The 13,289-nt window shown below is 47.4% G+C and carries 12 protein-coding genes; 8 read left to right on the top strand and 4 right to left on the bottom strand.

Translation table 11 applies throughout. From position 1 onward, the window contains the following. The first annotated feature begins 245 nt into the window (after positions 1-245). Positions 246-812: a Uma2 family endonuclease gene (locus IQ235_RS05905; RefSeq protein ID WP_264320568.1), complete on the top strand. Its 567-nt coding sequence runs from the start codon at positions 246-248 to the stop codon at positions 810-812. 195 nt (positions 813-1,007) lie between these two features. Here the strand turns inward: IQ235_RS05905 and IQ235_RS05900 are convergent, their stop codons facing one another. The 3 genes from IQ235_RS05900 to IQ235_RS05890 form a co-directional block, all read right to left on the bottom strand. Continuing rightward, entirely contained in the window at positions 1,008-2,492 is a 1,485-nt protein-coding gene (locus IQ235_RS05900; protein WP_264320567.1) for an aminotransferase class I/II-fold pyridoxal phosphate-dependent enzyme, read from the bottom strand. A 49-nt stretch (positions 2,493-2,541) separates the two neighbouring features. Beyond that, the gene (locus tag IQ235_RS05895; RefSeq protein WP_264320566.1) at positions 2,542-3,927 is read right to left on the bottom strand and encodes an AAA-like domain-containing protein; all 1,386 of its coding nucleotides are present in this window, start codon (positions 3,925-3,927) and stop codon (positions 2,542-2,544) included. A gap of 466 nt (positions 3,928-4,393) precedes the next feature. Beyond that, positions 4,394-5,314, bottom strand: a complete 921-nt coding sequence (locus IQ235_RS05890; RefSeq protein WP_264320565.1) for a pentapeptide repeat-containing protein — start codon at positions 5,312-5,314, stop codon at positions 4,394-4,396. A 403-nt stretch (positions 5,315-5,717) separates the two neighbouring features. Here IQ235_RS05890 and IQ235_RS05885 point away from each other — a divergent pair, with 403 nt between their 5' ends. The 6 genes from IQ235_RS05885 (at position 5,718) to IQ235_RS05860 (ending at position 11,939) form a co-directional block, all read left to right on the top strand. Continuing rightward, positions 5,718-6,005 (top strand): hypothetical protein, encoded by a 288-nt coding sequence (locus tag IQ235_RS05885; protein ID WP_264320564.1) that lies wholly within the window; start codon positions 5,718-5,720, stop codon positions 6,003-6,005. A 314-nt stretch (positions 6,006-6,319) separates the two neighbouring features. Further along, on the top strand, positions 6,320-8,161 hold the full coding sequence (locus IQ235_RS05880; protein WP_264320563.1) for a class III extradiol ring-cleavage dioxygenase family protein: 1,842 nt from the start codon (positions 6,320-6,322) through the stop codon (positions 8,159-8,161). A 253-nt stretch (positions 8,162-8,414) separates the two neighbouring features. Further along, a complete protein-coding gene (locus IQ235_RS05875) occupies positions 8,415-9,461 on the top strand; it encodes a hypothetical protein (RefSeq protein WP_264320562.1) in 1,047 nt (348 codons plus the stop codon). Positions 9,462-9,792: 331 nt separating this feature from the next. Beyond that, complete coding sequence (locus tag IQ235_RS05870; protein WP_264320561.1) at positions 9,793-10,428, top strand: adenylate/guanylate cyclase domain-containing protein; 636 nt, start codon at positions 9,793-9,795, stop codon at positions 10,426-10,428. Positions 10,429-10,535: 107 nt separating this feature from the next. Further along, the gene (locus tag IQ235_RS05865) at positions 10,536-11,570 is read left to right on the top strand and encodes a T6SS phospholipase effector Tle1-like catalytic domain-containing protein (RefSeq protein WP_264320560.1); all 1,035 of its coding nucleotides are present in this window, start codon (positions 10,536-10,538) and stop codon (positions 11,568-11,570) included. Between the two features lie 51 nt (positions 11,571-11,621). Continuing rightward, a complete protein-coding gene (locus IQ235_RS05860; RefSeq protein WP_264320559.1) occupies positions 11,622-11,939 on the top strand; it encodes a thioredoxin family protein in 318 nt (105 codons plus the stop codon). Positions 11,940-12,470: 531 nt separating this feature from the next. Here IQ235_RS05860 and IQ235_RS05855 read toward each other — a convergent pair. Continuing rightward, a complete protein-coding gene (locus IQ235_RS05855; RefSeq protein ID WP_264320558.1) occupies positions 12,471-12,611 on the bottom strand; it encodes a hypothetical protein in 141 nt (46 codons plus the stop codon). A 142-nt stretch (positions 12,612-12,753) separates the two neighbouring features. Between IQ235_RS05855 and IQ235_RS05850 the strand changes: the two genes are divergently transcribed. Continuing rightward, on the top strand, positions 12,754-13,289 hold a 536-nt coding region (locus IQ235_RS05850; protein ID WP_405196647.1), incomplete at its 3' end, for a S8 family serine peptidase.

Genomic DNA, 13,289 nt, shown 5'->3' with positions numbered 1-13,289 from the left:
GGTTAACGGGGACGCGCACAGACTAACGGGGTAGGCACGGGTTAACGGGGACGCGCACAGGCTAACGGGGTAGGCACGGGGGCACTACCCCTACAAGTTACAAGTAGGGTTAATGTTTTTGCACATCGCTATAAGTTTATCTAAAAGAACCTTTCCCGAACGTTGCGATCGCATCGAAGAAGGCAATAAAACTATTTTGACAATTCGATCGATACAATAACAATATCGAAATCGTCTCCCGTCCCATGCTTGCACCCTCTGGATTTAGCCCCCAAGAGTACCTATTTCTCGAACGAGAAAGTCCCGTCCGCCACGAATACCGAGATGGTTCGGTTTACGCTATGGCGGGGAATAGTGATAACCACAGCCGTCTGAGTATTAACTTGCTAACGGCGATGAATCTTCACTTGCGCGATGGAAACTGTCAGTTTTTTTCCGGTGATGTCAAAGTCAGCTACGCCGATGCATTCTTCTACTATCCCGATGCGTTTGTTACCTGCGACGATCGAGATAAAGTCGATCGCTACGTAAAGCGCTATCCTAAATTGATCGCCGAAGTCTTATCTCCCTCCACCGAAACATTTGATAAAGGCGAAAAGTTTGCCGATTACCAACAGCTTGAATCCTTAGAAGAATACGTCCTAATTTCCCAAGATACGATGCGGGTGGAGTGTCGCCGTCGGGTACGTAATGAAAATGGAGAGGGTTGGGAAACTGAAATTTACGAGAAAGGCGATCGCATTCTATTTTCTAGCGTCGAACTCGAAGTGGCGATCGAAGAATTGTATCGAGGCATGAGTTGGCGATCGTAATCCTTTCTCTCCTTTCGCTAAGCGTGGAATTTAGTCAACTCGCCCAAAGATAAATCTCTGTCGGGTTTTTTAGGGATAAATTTGTGAGTGGCGGTTTGCCAACTCGATCGCCCGAACGGCTGGGTTCTGTTGACATTTCATATCAAATCCGAACTCGCAGTATTGTCGCAGAGTTTCGAGCGCACTGGACGGATCTTAAGTTGATACCACTTGTATCGTTTGCAAATTCCGATCGCAACACCCGGTTATCGTCCCCCCCAAGTCTCGGGTTCGTTGCAAAACCTCGATCGCGGTTGGGGTAATCTCTTCCCCCGGCATCAACACCGGAATTCCCGGCGGGTAGGGACAGATGAGTTCCCCACTCAAACGACCGATACTGCCCGAAACAGACACCGTTTCTAGGGGTGCGAAGAAGGCATCGCGGGGTGACATCGCCGGTGGTGAAAAGGCATCTTGATGGGAAATCTCGCCAGGAACCTCAAGAAGGAGATCGTCCCCAGCGTCAAGGTGCAACGGTGCAGACTCCCGCGCGATCGCCCTCAACCCCTCCACAAGCCGATCGATATCCGTTGCCGTATTCCCCAAACTGATGGCAAAAGCCAGATACCGGCGCTCTACTAACTCCGCCGTCACCCCAAAGCGATCGTCTAAAATTTCATCAGCGTCGTAGCCATTAATTCCCAACCGATCGACCTTCACCATCAGCCGAGTGGGATCGAGATCGAAAAATCCCGGAGTTTGGGCGACAGGGACTTCCAACACCGACAGGGGGGCAATGTCAGACAGCCGAGTTCTCGCCTCTCGCGCCAGTTGCAGCGTCTGACTCATCAGCAGATGTCCCTTCGTTGCCATTTGCTGCCGCGCCCCATCTAACGAAGCCATCAGCAGATAGCTCGGACTGCTCGATTGTACCAGTTGCAGCGCTCGATCGAGCCGCAGATCGTCGATGCGATCGCCCTTTAGGTGCAACATCGATGCTTGGGTAAGCGCCCCCAACACTTTGTGAGTGGACTGAATCGCCACATCTGCCCCAGCTTCCAGTGCGGGTGTTGGCAAGTCGGGATGAAAAGTAAAATGAGCGCCGTGGGCTTCATCCACAATCAGCGGAATATCCCGTTGGCGGGTGACATCGGCGATGCTGGCAATATCGCTACAAACCCCTTGATAGGTCGGCGATACCACCATCACAGCTTTGGCATCGGGATGGGCTTCGAGGGCGGCGGCGACGGCATTGGGTGAGATTCCCAGAGGCAAATCCCAATCCCGATCGTAGGTTGGATGGATGAAAATGGGAATCGCCCCGGAGAGAATCAACCCGGAAATTGCCGATTTATGGGCGGTTCGAGGCAAAATGATTTTGTCTCCCGTTTGGCAGGTGGCGAGGATCGCCGCGAGAATACCCGCCGTCGAACCATTGATGAGAAACCAAGTTCTTCGCGCCCCAAAGACCTCGGCTGCCAGAGCTTGTGCTTCGGCGATCGCCCCTTCGGGAGCTGCTAAATTATCCAGTTGAGGCAATTCCGTCAAATCGGCGCGGAAGACTTCTCCTCCCCACCATCGGAGGAGTTCTCGAGGCGCACCGCTTCCCTTCTTGTGTCCGGGGACGTAAAACGGGGCGGAATCTTGTTGGGCAACCTGCCGGAGAATGTCCAGCAGGGGGGTAGAGGTTCGATCGAGCATGAAGCCAGGTTTTGACGGGTTAACTTGCCATGCTACCTTATCCGGCTCCTTATCCAGCTTTGCACGATGGCAACGATCGCGAGTCGAGTGCGGCAATTTTACGACCCCACAGTGACCCGAAATACTGCCGGTACAGCTCGCAACTGACGGTGGCTCGATTTCCTTCCAAGCGCACCAATCCCAGCCGTTTTAGCTCGCCAGCGATATGGGGTTCGAGGCGAGTGGGTGTGAGTAAGACTTGTTGGAATGCCTCCGCGACGTGGCGGTCTTTTTGCAAGTTCCACAGTTGAGCGCTCAAGTGGCGGGCGAAGATGCCGGTATCGGTGGCGGCATCTTGGAGGAGTGGGGTGAGGGATCGGTTTTGTCGCACGCTGCTGTCGAGAGCGACTCGTACCAAGTAGGGAAGTCCTCCAGTGAGTTCTACCAACCTCTTCAGTTCGGCTGCGGTGAGTTCGAGTCCGTACCGCCGCGCCAACTCGCTGACTTGGGTGGGAGTGAAGGGGGACAAATCGATCGCCATCCCGACGGTGAGTGGAGATTGGGGGGTGACGGAGTACAGAGAAAAATCCGTCGAATACAGAACCAGAACTCGCAGTTTTTGCCAAATCGGACTATCTTTGGTTTTCTCGTGCCAAGACCGTAAGAGGGCGAAAAAATCGCGAGCTGTTTGAGGGTAGTCGAATAATCGATCGACTTCGTCAAAAGCCAGGACGATCGGTTCGGAGATTTGTTTGAAGAGATATTCTTGAAAATACAGGGTGCAGCTAACCAAATTTCCCATATCTTCATGCCAATATTCTGGTAATTTCGAGTCTAAGCCGAGTTGTTGGGTGACGTTGGCACAGACCCAGCGGATGGCTTTGGTGGGGGATGTGAGAATTTCTGCTTCGGCTAGATGGAAATTCAACCAAACATTGCGGTAATTGTGACGTTCTCCACAGGCAAGAATGCGCGAAGCGAGAGAGGTTTTTCCGGTCTTGCGCCCACCCTTGATGCGAATCAAAGCGCCCGGTTGGAGAATTTGTCGATCGCAATCCCGATCGATCTTCTCTCGTTCGATGTAGAACTTAGATTCGAGAGGAACCTTGCCTTCGGGGGATTCTAACTCATTTTGGAGTCGGGTATCCTTCCAGAAAACACCGATCGAATTCAATCCACGATCGATATGAGTTTCGAGTAAACTCGAACAATTGGTTTTATTTACTTTTTCTCCCAAAACATCTGAAATTTGCTTCCAAAGTTTCGGAGCCACCCATTGCTTGATATACGGTTCGGAATAGTTGTTTTCTTGAGCAATTTGAGCGTAGGTTTTTTTTATTTCGGATAGCGTTTCTCGCAGGAAAACTTTTTGAATGAAACTCAAAGAGTTGCCTGTTTTGCAAGCAACGAGTCGATCGATCGACTCGATCGCTTCTTCAATATTTTTAATCGACATTTTAGCCTGGGATCTGTTATCGACAAAATATTCCCCATCTCAAGATTAAATATAGGGAATTTGCAGAGATGTTTTAAAACTCGATGCTATGCGATCGCAACCAGTACGATCGCACACACTAAAAAATAAGATTAAACCGTAAGGGATACCGGAAAAATGCACCCATTTGCTAGAGCGAAAGACTTGGCAACTTGCCGGAAAATAAATCTTTGCTCTCTCGATTCACAATATTTTTTCCATCAAAGTGCAAGGTCGAGACTGTCGGCAAACAGGACGATAGCGAATGAGAGCGAGATCGATTCTCGGACTCAACGGTGGAAAAATATTGTGTTCGCGGTACTCTGATGTGATAACTCTTACTAGAATAAAAGAATTTATTTGTTAAGTCTTTCCAAAAACGGAAAATTGGTCTTTTTCTCTAAATCTTTACTTAACTTAATATTTTAGCGATCGATTCGAGAATTCCTCAGCCGGGAATATTTAAAGCACCGTGGGTTTTCAGCCATTGTTTTTGTGAAGGTGTCAACCCCGTGCTATCGGTAAAGAGCGCCCCTTTGACGCGGGAACCGGAGAAGTCTACCCCTTCAAGATGAGTATCGTTCAAGTTGGCATATCGTAAATCTGCTGCTGCCAAATTCACATGGCTTAAGATCGCGCCCTCTAAATTCACCTTAAATAGCGAGGCATGGTTCAGATTCGCCTGGGTGAGGTCTGCATTCGCGAGAATTCCCAGTTCTAAAGATGCTTCTTCGAGAATTGCGTGACTCAAATCGGCGTGACTCAAATCCGCCTCAACTAAATCTGCCCCGGTTAAATCCGCCCCCTTCAACATGGTTTCGTGGAACTGCGCCCCGGCTAAATCGACCTTTCGTAACGAAGCATCGTTTAAAATCGCCCCTTCCCAGTTGCTTTGACTGAGTTTGGCTGCCCCAAAAGTTGCACCGGTAAAATCCGTTCCTTTGAGCTTTGCTTTAAACAGGTTTGCCCGACTCAAGTCAACTTTTGCCGAACGTGCTTCTTCTAAGAAAACTTCAGTTAGGTTGGCATCTCTTAAGGAAGCAGATTCCAAATTTGCATGATGGAGTTGGGCGCTACTGAGGTTGGCTTCTGTTAAATCCGCACCTCTCAAGTCCGTCCAAAATAGCATTCCGTGAAGTAAATAGACTCCTGTCAAATTGGTTTGGTATAAATTCGCGCGATTTAAATCCGTCCAAATTAACCGCGCACCGCTTAAGTTAGCATGACTGAGATCGGCACTACTGAGATTGGCATGGCTGAAATCAGACTCGCGCAGATCGGCATGGCTCAAGTTTACTCGACTTAAACTTAGGTTTTGAAAGTCTCTTTTTCGGGCTGCATAATGTTGGAGAATCTCTTGAGTATTCATTGCTTTTTACGTGACCGAACGTGCAAGTCGAGAAAGGAGAAAGCGATCGCATCTTGGAAAGTTTTTGGTATCGGGAAACAGAAAAAGCGATCGATATTTATTTTCGATTTTACCGATACAGCGGTCATTTTTAGAATCGGGAGTATTTTAAATTAACTTCATCATTTAAAAGGGTAATATAACCGTTTCAGGTCAATTTAGCGTTCGAGGTAATAGGAAAAAATGCGATCTTTGACTGGAAGGCGAAAAATATACGAACTATATACATTGACAAAAAACTAAAAACATGTGTTTGTGCCAACCGAACTGGAGATAGAGCGAGTCAAGATATGAACTTTATGTATTTTCGTTTGCCGATTGCGGCTGAAATAATAACGATCGAGATTGAATTTCAAACAAAATTATGAGCGACCAAAATTCTAACCATGCCGGTTCGGGCCAACTCATCCAAATCAATATTGACTCTCTAAGCTTTGATAGCTTCGATCGCAATCCTCAAACAGATATCGTCTGTGTTTCTCCTGTGCGGACTGTCGTTCGTCGGGAAGAAGAAATCGTTCTGATCCGTCGGGTTCGCAAAGTTGAAGAGGTCGATGCGAGTCCCGCTTGCCCGGTCAATACCACGCAAACGGTGCAAACCGGGGAAGGAGAAGCAACCTATACGGCTCAAACCCAAGAAACCGGGGTTTGAGAGATTCGATCGGTCAGCGGCAGTGTTGACCGATCGCACCTCGGGTTCGTTCGCACTCGTTATCGCATCCATCGATCGTTTGCCGGGATTGAGTGTGAGTAAATTTCCCATCTTTGGGTGATTCGAAAAACCACTACCAACGTCAACGGAAAACCGACAGGCAAGCCTGAAGGATTGTAGTCGTCTGTCAAGTTTGAAATAAAGGATATGGGGAGATGGGGGATGCGATCGGGATGTTCGCACGACATCGATACACCCTACACCCCACATCCCTTCCCCAATTCCCTTTTATTTTCAGTCACAGGAGAAAACATATGAGTCGTAGCATCCCTGCAGTCGATCTCGTCATCGCGATCGACACCAGCCCCTCGATGAAAGATGAAGCGATCGCCCTAAGTCAGGCATCTGAAGCGGCCATAGAAAGGGCCCGATCGAGTTGTCCTTCCGATTTGCGGGTGATGTGGTTTGGCATTGAAGGCACTTGGAAAGGAACCCACTTCGATCGCACGATTCGCAATTATTTGGTGGGCGAATGCGACGTTTGGGAGTCGCAAATGCGGGGTCGCAAGCGAGGAGAAGTCAAAAATGCGGGGGCGCAAGAAGATGCCGCCCGCGCGGTGGAAGACCTTTCGACCCTCTTCAACTGGCGGCAGGGGGCAGCTAGAGCGATTTTTTATCTGGGGGACGAAGCCCTCGAAGGAGGGGGCAGCAAAACCGAACGAGAAGATATCGAAGCGACCGATGTGGCGATCGCCAAAGCTCAAGCGGCCGATGTTGCAGTGCATACCTATTTCGGTACGTCCAAAAGCAAGCATCGGCAAAGCCTCGTTTCGGAATACGCCCGGATGGCATCGGAAACCGGGGGACAAGCCTTTACCGACAAGGATGCGATCGAGGGTTTTAGCGCGGTGTTAGAACGGGTGATTTGTGGCACTCGAGCGATCGCCACAGCCCCCGAACCAGTTGAAGAACCTGTTTCCAAAACCCCTACCGTCTACGTTCAAGATTGCCCCGACGGTCAACTCAGCAAGCTATACGGTCTCGATCTCTCGACGGGGAAAACCACGTTTGTCGGTGAATTGGTGACGGAGGTTTCCGATATTGCCTTTGTCGGTTCTCAACTCTACGGACTGGATTTGACCGATAGCGGTAAAACAACGCTGTTGGTAACCATCAATCCGGCAACGGGAGATGCGAGTGTCGTCGGCGATATCGGCTTTGCAGTGGTCGGCTTGGCGTACAGTGACGCGCGCGATACGCTGTATGCTTCGTCGGCAAAACAGCTTATTGCCATCGATCGGGAAACGGGGAAAGGAACGGCGGTGGTCACCCTCAAAGATCGCGATCGAAACTGCGGTGAGGTGGCATTTGATGGGAGTGGTAATGCCTATATCAGCCTGATTGGATACGATCGCAAGAAGATGCTGGCGACTTGCAACCTCGATACGGGGGATGTCAGCATTATCGGTGATGTCGGATTTCCGGGTCTGGCGAGTATGGAATTTATCCAAGACGTTCTCTATGGAGTCACAGGTAGTTTCTTCAATCTCGGCAAAGACGGACAACTGATTTGCATCGATACGAAAACGGGTAAAGGAACGTTTGTGGCAATGACCGATCCGATCGCTCGTTGGGCGGGGATTACCCTGGGCGAACCGGTTCGTACGGATACCACACCCGATATCGTTGATGAGACTCCAGAGGTTCACACGGATACCACACCCGATATCGTTGATGAGACACCGGAAGTTCATACGGATACCGTGCCTGATGCCATTGATGAGACACCGGAGGTTCACACGGATACCGTGCCTGATGCCATTGATGAGACACCGGAAGTTGACGCGGATACCACACCCGATATCGTTGATGAGACTCCAGAGGTTCATACAGATACCACACCCGATACCGTTGATGAGGTAGATGAACCCGCGCAGCCAATGCCCAAACCTGCTGCCCCGATTTATATCAATGCCTTGACCTTCGATAGTTTCGATCGCAATCCAGCCACCGATATTGTTTGCGTAGCGCCAGTACGTACTGTGGTCCGACGGGAGGAAGAAATCGTGCTGATTCGCCGGGTTCGCAAAGTCGAAGAAATTGATGCGAGTCCTGCTTGTCCGGTAAATACCAGTCAAGTTTCTCAGGGTGAGTGACCGCAGCCCCGTTGGCAGAAGTAATAAGTAATAAGTACTAAGTGATAAGAAGTCTCTTCGTGTATAGAAGAAAAGCTACAACCCAATTCCGTTTTTAAATCTTCTAATTTTCAGGTCGGATCTAACTTATTACCGAGCGCTTTAAACTTATTACTTGTCAACAAGATCTAACGGCTGGCCTTATCTCAAATTGTTATCGACTCAAATAGTCCGTTAAACATTCAGTTATCAATCATTATCTTGGAGGTAAACGATGGATATTTTAACGATCGATCCCAAAGAGAACTGCTATGTTATCGATCCCAACCAAATGGAATATTTGCAAAATAATGTAGCCGCTTCGGTCACCCTCGATCGCGGCACTCATGTTATCCGCATTACCAGCGGTCGTTATAGCTTTTCCAGTTCCCAGACAACCGGGGAACCTTGGGTTGTGTTGTGGATGTACGGCGTCGATGGCAGTACGTTTACCAACAAAAATACGGGGGCAACAATTGGTGCAACTTGGACGACTTTGAATGGTTACGACGATACTTTAACCTTAGAAGTTTCCGATCGGGTTGTGGTTTGTGCGTTATTTTTTGATTATCAACACAACAGCGACGCCAGTTCGATCGAGCTGGCGATCGGTTCTCAAACTCTGACGGTCGAAAGTCAGAAAAATCGCTATCTGCTCGATCGAAGTTATCTAGACAATCTCAAAAAATGGAAAAAAAACTTCATTGAAGTCGATCCGGGAATCTACCGTATTAAAATTCGAGACGGTCAGTTCAGCTATTGGTCCGATGATAAAAAGTTCGATCTAGAACCTTGGGCATTGCTTTGGGCAAAAGGTGGAAAAGTGATTGCCAAGAATACCGATGTAGAAGTCGAAGAAACTTGGTGTTCTTTAAATGGATATAACGATTACGTTGAAATCGAAGTCAAAGCCAAAACGACACTCTGCGGATTATTTTTCGACACGTACAAGGATGATAACGAGGGTAAAATAACCCTTTCGATTTCACCCATTCCAGCAAAAACTCGTCCCACACCCCCTCAACCGGAAACCCATACCGATCGAATTCCAACGACACCGGTTTCTAAGGTAATTTCTAGTCCTATCTATATCCCCGATAATATTTGGGATCTTCGCGATCCAGCGACAGATGTTGTCTGTATTTCGCCCGTGCGGACTATTGTTCGTCGGGAAGAAGAGATTATTCTCGTGCGGAAAGTTCGTAAAGTCGAAGAAATTGATGCGAGTCCCGCTTGTCCGGTGAATTCGATGCAAATGGATGGTGTTCAGATCGAGAATTAGTTAATTTAAGTTGGGTTAATATCAATTGCTGGCGACTCTAGATTCGTCAGCAATTTAAATTATTTTAAACTACTTCTTAGCTCGGTAAAAGCCAAAAATTCGATAAAGTGTATGTATATTCAATTATATAGTTAATTATTTTAAGGCTTCTCCACTGAGAATCCACGACGAATATAACATTAGATCGCTCGTGAATAGATTCACTTATATTAAATTTTAGACAACTAGATAGCTACAGGCAGAGTCTACCGTGCCAAAGTTTTATCGCGTTGTGTCAACCCTTCACTTAAAATCAATATAGATTATTCGATCGAAAAGAAAAAATAGACTTATGTCAATTCAATACATTCCCCGGATTTATCCTAGTGGTTATTTAGATCGGCTATCCAAACTGATCGACGAGCGATTGCACCCCGGTGCCAACAAAGCCGAGATCGACGATCGCATTTGGGATTTATTCGGTGAAGAATGGGCGGTGATGTTCACGGATTTATCGGGTTTTTCTCGCTTTGTCGCTGAATTTGGCATCATCCACTTTTTGCAAATTATCTACGAATCCCAGCGAATTTTCAGTCCTTGTATTGATAAATGGGATGGCATTTTAATCAAAATGGAAGGGGATAGTATGTTGATGCTATTCCGTCAACCCACCAAAGCCGTTCAATGTGCGATCGAAATGCAACGGACGGCAAAAAAATACAATCGCGACAGATTAGATGCGGAGAAAATTCTTCTGTGCGTTGGAATCGGTTACGGAAAAATATTGACAATTGGCGAGCAAGATGTATTCGGAGCCGAAGTGAATGCGGCAAGTAAATTGGGTGAAGATACGGCAAAAGCCTGGGAAATTTTAGTCACCGATTCCGTTGCCGATCGCATTAGTAATATCCAACATATCAGTTTAGATGATACTGATTTCGTTCCCCCCGGTGCAAAAGCTGCATTTAAAGTGAATTATCAGCTATAGAGCGATATTTTTGCGATCGTTATTCTCGAAGTCGGTATTTATTTGTTAAAGCTGAGGTGGCATCGAAGCAATAAGATGTTTTTAGGGAATTCAAAAAGCTCTACAACATGAAACGTCTGATTGTTTGTTGCGATGGAACCTGGCAAAAGCTAACCAATCCCTATCCAACCAATGTGGTGAAGATAGCTCAATCCGTCAAAGCTATTAGTTCTGATGGGATCGCTCAGATTGTCTATTATGACGAAGGAGTGGGAACGAGTAGTCGATTGGATGCACTGTTTGGCGGTGCGTTCGGTCGAGGAATCGACAAAAATATCGAAGATGCCTACCGCTTTCTGTGTCTGAATTACGTAGCCGGAGACGAGATTTATCTGTTCGGCTTCAGTCGAGGTGCTTATACGGTACGCAGCCTCGCCGGAATGATTTACAACTGCGGTCTGCTCGGTCGCCACTACATTCGCCAAGCTCCCATTGCATATACACTGTACCGCGCTCGCGGCTGCAAACCCAACGAAAGTCAAGCGATCGCATTTCGCAAAATGTACGGAGAGCGCGTCCCGATTACGTTGCTCGGTTGCTGGGATACGGTGGGGTCTTTGGGGATTCCCGAAGTCAGTCCCTGGATGAAATTCAATCGCAAAATTAACGAAAAATATCGCTTCCACGATACGAAGCTCAATCGAACCATCCAACACGCACTTCATGCGGTGGCTATCGATGAAACGCGCAAAATATTTGACGTTACACCCATGGAAAAAAGCCAACATGCCGAAAATCAGGTACTCAAGCAAGTTTGGTTCCCCGGCGATCATAGTTGTATCGGTGGTGGCTTTAAAAACCGCCGATACCTCTCCGATGCACCGTTGAAGTGGATGATGGATTCGATACCCGAACTCGGCTTGGATCTAGATCTTGATGAGAGTGTTATTGAGGATGGCTTGAAAATCGATCCGGCGTGCGAACTCAACCTGAAGCCACACAATTTAATCAGCAAGTTTACCATTCTTGGGGGAGTCGTTTTGCGGGATGTTTCCGATCGCTTTGAGGATATTCACGATGTGACGAGGCAACGCTTTTTGAAGCGGAAGGATTATAAACCTAAAAATTTGTTGCGCAAGCACCGTTCTCGGCTGAAACAATAAGAGCGTGGATTTTTGATAGGTTGTCTAGATTGTCGATATCTCTTAAAAACTATGGCGATTAAGAAGAATTTTTCTAGCTTTGAAGATTTAATTGCAAATAGTAAAATCCCGGTACTTGTGACGTTTTATACGACAGGATGCAGTTACTGTCAAATGTTATCGCCAATCTTGGAACAAGTGAAAACTCAAATGGGCGATCGCTTGAAAATTGTCAAAATCAATACGGCAAATTATCCAAAACTGGCATCGAAATATGAGGTAAAAGTCTCACCGACGACGCTGTTGTTTGTGGATGGTGAGTTAGCGAGTCGAATTAAAGGAGTGATGCAAGCTCCTCAACTGATGCAATACATTCAAAAGTTTTTATAGGGATTCTTCTCTGAATTGAGTAAGGGCAATATCTCGTAGGGTGGGCAGTTGCGGAAATTGAAATGTTAGGTTGCAATTCCTAGAACTGCCACCTAACTACTGGGGTTGATGGTTGCTGATGGCGGGCAGCAGATGTCTTTTGAATAGTGTTGAGGCTAACACTACCCGCCCTGCAAGTTGAGCTACTCGATCGATGCAAGCACTTGATAAACAAGCAAGATGCTCGCACTGTGATGTGGTGAAATGAGATGCTATAGGACACGATGCGATCGAAACCAAAATTTTTAATCCGATTTTAATCCCCCAGAAAAATCGTTGAGTTTCTGAAGTGGGTCGGGGTTAATATTTTGATGACTTGAAACCGAGAAGTTGCGATAATATCATTGAGTTTCAATCACAAAATTGAAAGAGTTCGGTTTTCTCTTATCCCATCAAATTTTTAAAATGTTTTTAAGTGCGGATGTCAAGATTCGAGAGTAAAGACTTCAAAAAGAATCTGCATATTTTTTGTAAAGCCTGCCTATAACTTCACTAGACACACTGAAGATAGATCGGCAGAAATGACTGACAGGGACAATGCATCACCAAATCTCCCGATCTCAAATTGAGGTACTGACTGAGATAGCCTTGGCTGCTTTTAGCTGAAATCTCTGCCGCCAAGCGAGATCGCATTTGAGATCTATTGCTGTACGAACGTATTCATCCGTTGGGAGCGTTCTATCAAACAAGCTTCTCCAAACACATCGATAACCAACTTCTGCCGCATTGCATGAGGTGTTGTCCGAGTGAAATATGACTAGGGATAGCAAGAATAATGAATCGCAATTCATCAATTTCCGGAGAGTTTGCAGAATTTGCAGAAAATGAAAATCAATTGCCCGATGGCAGTTCTTCCAACCCAGAAAACGCAAGTAATCGCGAACCCGAATTCGTTCCCGATCGAGTTATTGTCAAATTCAGACCCGGCGCGCGATCGAACGACATCAACGCCCTGCAAGCGAGTTTAGGGGCATCGGTTCTCGAAACCACCAATACGTCCGGGGTGCAACTGTGGTCGATTCGGGGAGATGTGGAAAGTGCGATCGCCGCCCACAGCAACAACCCGGCGATCGAATACATCGAACCCAACTATATCGTTCAAACCACGGCCATCCCCGACGATCCCGACTTCGACCAACATTGGGGTCTCAACAATACCGGACAAACCGGCGGCACCCCCGATGCCGATATCGATGCAGCAGAAGCCTGGGACATCACCACCGGCAGCAGCGATGCGGTGGTGGGTGTCATCGATACCGGTGTGGAATACAATCACCCGGATTTAGTCGATAACATCTGGACGAACCCCGG

It is taken from the genome of Zarconia navalis LEGE 11467 (assembly GCF_015207075.1).
Taxonomy (GTDB): domain Bacteria; phylum Cyanobacteriota; class Cyanobacteriia; order Cyanobacteriales; family Geitlerinemataceae; genus Zarconia; species Zarconia navalis.
The sequence above is the reverse complement of the archived record's forward strand: the minus strand, read 5'-3'. Positions and strand labels throughout refer to the sequence as shown.

Bases quoted from the DNA above. Each gene is read 5' to 3' on its own strand.
- IQ235_RS05905 (WP_264320568.1), top strand. From the start codon at position 246: ATGCTTGCACCCTCTGGATTTAGCCCCCAAGAGTACCTATTTCTCGAA.
- IQ235_RS05900 (WP_264320567.1), bottom strand. From the start codon at position 2,492: ATGCTCGATCGAACCTCTACCCCCCTGCTGGACATTCTCCGGCAGGTT.
- IQ235_RS05895 (WP_264320566.1), bottom strand. From the start codon at position 3,927: ATGTCGATTAAAAATATTGAAGAAGCGATCGAGTCGATCGATCGACTC.
- IQ235_RS05890 (WP_264320565.1), bottom strand. From the start codon at position 5,314: ATGAATACTCAAGAGATTCTCCAACATTATGCAGCCCGAAAAAGAGAC.
- IQ235_RS05885 (WP_264320564.1), top strand. From the start codon at position 5,718: ATGAGCGACCAAAATTCTAACCATGCCGGTTCGGGCCAACTCATCCAA.
- IQ235_RS05880 (WP_264320563.1), top strand. From the start codon at position 6,320: ATGAGTCGTAGCATCCCTGCAGTCGATCTCGTCATCGCGATCGACACC.
- IQ235_RS05875 (WP_264320562.1), top strand. From the start codon at position 8,415: ATGGATATTTTAACGATCGATCCCAAAGAGAACTGCTATGTTATCGAT.
- IQ235_RS05870 (WP_264320561.1), top strand. From the start codon at position 9,793: ATGTCAATTCAATACATTCCCCGGATTTATCCTAGTGGTTATTTAGAT.
- IQ235_RS05865 (WP_264320560.1), top strand. From the start codon at position 10,536: ATGAAACGTCTGATTGTTTGTTGCGATGGAACCTGGCAAAAGCTAACC.
- IQ235_RS05860 (WP_264320559.1), top strand. From the start codon at position 11,622: ATGGCGATTAAGAAGAATTTTTCTAGCTTTGAAGATTTAATTGCAAAT.
- IQ235_RS05855 (WP_264320558.1), bottom strand. From the start codon at position 12,611: ATGCGATCTCGCTTGGCGGCAGAGATTTCAGCTAAAAGCAGCCAAGGC.